At 51.4% G+C, this 2,838-nt stretch carries 4 protein-coding genes; 1 reads left to right on the plus strand and 3 read right to left on the minus strand.

Annotated elements, in window-relative coordinates:
* Positions 1-406: 406 nt before the first annotated feature.
* On the minus strand, positions 407-1,285 hold the full coding sequence (gene fkpA, locus ACLQ7H_RS08175; RefSeq protein WP_411752237.1) for an FKBP-type peptidyl-prolyl cis-trans isomerase: 879 nt from the start codon (positions 1,283-1,285) through the stop codon (positions 407-409).
* A 317-nt stretch (positions 1,286-1,602) separates the two neighbouring features.
* Here fkpA and ACLQ7H_RS08180 point away from each other — a divergent pair, with 317 nt between their 5' ends.
* Complete coding sequence (locus ACLQ7H_RS08180) at positions 1,603-1,830, plus strand: SlyX family protein (RefSeq protein WP_411752238.1); 228 nt, start codon at positions 1,603-1,605, stop codon at positions 1,828-1,830.
* Positions 1,831-1,875: 45 nt separating this feature from the next.
* Here ACLQ7H_RS08180 and slyD read toward each other — a convergent pair whose 3' ends face one another.
* Positions 1,876-2,463, minus strand: coding sequence for a peptidylprolyl isomerase (slyD, locus tag ACLQ7H_RS08185; RefSeq protein WP_411752239.1), 588 nt, complete (start codon positions 2,461-2,463; stop codon positions 1,876-1,878).
* A 94-nt stretch (positions 2,464-2,557) separates the two neighbouring features.
* On the minus strand, positions 2,558-2,761 hold the full coding sequence (locus tag ACLQ7H_RS08190) for a YheV family putative zinc ribbon protein (protein ID WP_037376686.1): 204 nt from the start codon (positions 2,759-2,761) through the stop codon (positions 2,558-2,560).
* Positions 2,762-2,838: the final 77 nt, after the last annotated feature.

The following is a 2,838-nucleotide window of genomic DNA, read 5'->3' on the forward strand; positions in this document are numbered from 1 at the left end:
TTCATGGTCCGTCTGACTAAACGGACGCTCATTCAGCAAATCAAGTTCGCTGGCTTCGCTGGATAAAAGCGAATTTGACATCGAAGATACCACCTACATAGATCGCCTGTGCCAGGGGACGCAACTAAAACGGCTCGCGCAGGAGACAATCGCTGCCGGGAGCAGTTTTAGGTACACGCCCTAAGGGGCAGGCGCATGATTCATAAGTTCAGACCCAGAGTCTAGCAAAACGGTTAGATCCTGGTTCTTACATTTGCGCGTGATATTGACGTTAAGCCCGATGCCCGGCAGGCGTCAAGCAATCAGTAAAGACAGGGAGTAAAGTTGCAGGATATTTTGCATTCTTGGTAGGCAGAAATGAAAACCGCCGCGAAGGGCATTCGCGGCGGTTGGGGAAATCTCAGACTTATTTGGCTTTAGCGTCTGCCGCAGCCTCGTCAGCCGCTTTCTCAGTTTTGTCGTCAGCCTTGGCTGCCGGTTTCACATCCAACAGCTCAACATCAAACACCAGCGTGGAGTTGGCAGGGATCCCTGGAACGCCATTTTTACCGTAAGCCAGTGTCGGTGGGATAACCAGCTTGATCTTGCCGCCTTTCTTGATCTGTTTCAGGCCTTCGGTCCAGCCTGGGATCACGCCGTCCAGACGGAATGACAATGGCTCGCCGCGATCGTAGGAGTTGTCAAACACGGTGCCGTCGGTCAGAGTACCTTTGTAGTTAACCACTACGGTATCGCTGTCTTTCGGTGCTTCACCGGTCCCTTCTTTCTCTACTTTGTACAGCAGACCAGATTCGGTTTTCTTCGCGCCTTTTTCTTTGGCAAAGGCTTCAGCGTATTTAACGCCTTTCGCTTCGTTTTCTTTCGCGTCCTGCTCCATCTTCGCCTGAGCAGAAGCCTTCACGCGCACTTCAAAACCTTGCAGGGTTTTTTCGATGTCAGAGTCATTCAGCTTACTCTGCTTGGCAAACGCGTCCTTAACAGCCCCGAGCATCACATCTTTGTCCAGCTTGATGCCCAGTTTTTCTTGTTCATCCAGCGAGTTTTCCATGTAACGACCGAGTTGAACACCCAGTGCGTAAGCGACCTGCTCATCGTCGTTTTTGAACTTGCCGGTGCTTGGTGCTTCTGCAGGTTTAGCCGCTTCAGCAGCAGGAGCTACCTCACCGGTAGTGGTAACGGTAGCTGCATCGGCAGGTTTGGCCGCATCGGCTGCCATAACTTGGGTCGCATTCAGAGCAAGAGCCATAGTGGTTGCCAGAAGCGTGACTTTAAACAAAGATTTCATCCATTTCTCCAGTGTCTGAAGCTGTGCCTCAAACCATCATTAAGTAAGTTGACCGGGCTACTATAGCTGCCTGAAACAAAACAAAACAGTCACACAGGTAACCAATCGAGTCAAGATGTGACCCCATCTTGGTAGCAAAGTTCAAGAAAAACAACTATCACATTGATAATTAAATGTTTTATTTAACACTTTTGCGGATTGAATCGCCCGCTTTGCGGCAGTGAAAAACCGCCGGTCGAAATTGGCGGGCACAAAGCTGACCGCTACTGATAACATAGTGCCAGAATCCCGGATTTAACAGTGCCAGAGGTAACAACATGCACGAGAAAGACTACGAGAACCTGCTGCAGCGGTTGGAAGAGATGGAAAGCCGTCAGGCCTTTCAGGAAGTGACGATTGAGGAACTCAATCAAACCGTGGTGCAGCATCAGCTTGAAATGCTGAAGATACAAGAGCATCTGCGCCTGCTGACCGACAAACTGCGCGCCAGCCAACCGTCGATGATCGCCTCGCAGTCGGAAGAAACGCCTCCCCCGCATTACTAAAAAAGGCCGCCGAAGCGACCTTTTGTTGCCGTTACAGCACCAGGATTAGTGGCAGCCGCAACCACCGTTGCCACCACAGCCGCCTTTCTTGCCGTGGTCATGATCGTGGTCGTGATCGTGGCCATGACCGCCGCAGCAGCCTTCACCGTGTTCGTGGTGATGATCGTGCTCGCCGTGAACGTGGCCGTGGGCCAGTTCTTCTTCGGTTGCTTCACGGATCGCCACAACTTCTACGTGGAAGTTCAGGTCTTGACCAGCCAGCATGTGGTTACCATCAACCACTACGTGGTCACCATCAACTTCGGTGATTTCAACCGGAACCGGGCCCTGATCGGTATCAGCCAGGAAGCGCATGCCTACCTGCAGTTCATCAACGCCCATAAAGACGTCTTTAGGAACGCGCTGCACCAGGTTTTCGTCGTAGTTACCGTAAGCTTCGTTAGCGGCAACATGAACGTCGAAACGATCACCAGCTTCGTGACCTTCGAGTGCGTTTTCCAGACCTGCGATCAGAGAGCCATGCCCGTGCAGATAGTCCAACGGTGCACTCACCGGAGACTCATCAACCAAAACACCGTCTTCTGTACGTACTTGGTAAGCCAGGCTGACCACCAAGTCTTTTGTTACTTTCATGATATCTCCTACCGTTGGAAACTAAATCGGTGGAGATTGTAGCGGAAATCTCCAGCGCTGTACCCTTCAGCATAAAAAATCACGGCAGATAACGCTACTCTGGATGAAAAATACCGATCACCTGCTCCTGCGGGCGAACGTGTTTTTCCACTTGTTGCTCAGTCTGGCGCTGATGGTGGCCACACTTGACGCACTCCACCACTTCGACCTGGTCTTCACGCCAAACTGCCAGCGTATCCATAGCGTTACAGCTTGGGCAAACCGCCCCGGCGATAAATCTTTTACGTGTTGCAGACATCATTATGCTCCGAATTATTCGTATTCATCCCAGCCGTCGAACTGCCGTTTTTCTTTCTGCATTTCGCGATGGAAAAG

Source organism: Serratia sp. (in: enterobacteria), assembly GCF_046715635.1.
In the GTDB taxonomy this organism is placed as follows: Bacteria; Pseudomonadota; Gammaproteobacteria; order Enterobacterales; family Enterobacteriaceae; genus Chania.

Excerpts from the sequence above, each read along its gene's own strand:
- fkpA (WP_411752237.1), bottom strand. The coding sequence starts at position 1,285 with ATGAAATCTTTGTTTAAAGTCACGCTTCTGGCAACCACTATGGCTCTT.
- ACLQ7H_RS08180 (WP_411752238.1), top strand. The coding sequence starts at position 1,603 with ATGCACGAGAAAGACTACGAGAACCTGCTGCAGCGGTTGGAAGAGATG.
- slyD (WP_411752239.1), bottom strand. The coding sequence starts at position 2,463 with ATGAAAGTAACAAAAGACTTGGTGGTCAGCCTGGCTTACCAAGTACGT.
- ACLQ7H_RS08190 (WP_037376686.1), bottom strand. The coding sequence starts at position 2,761 with ATGTCTGCAACACGTAAAAGATTTATCGCCGGGGCGGTTTGCCCAAGC.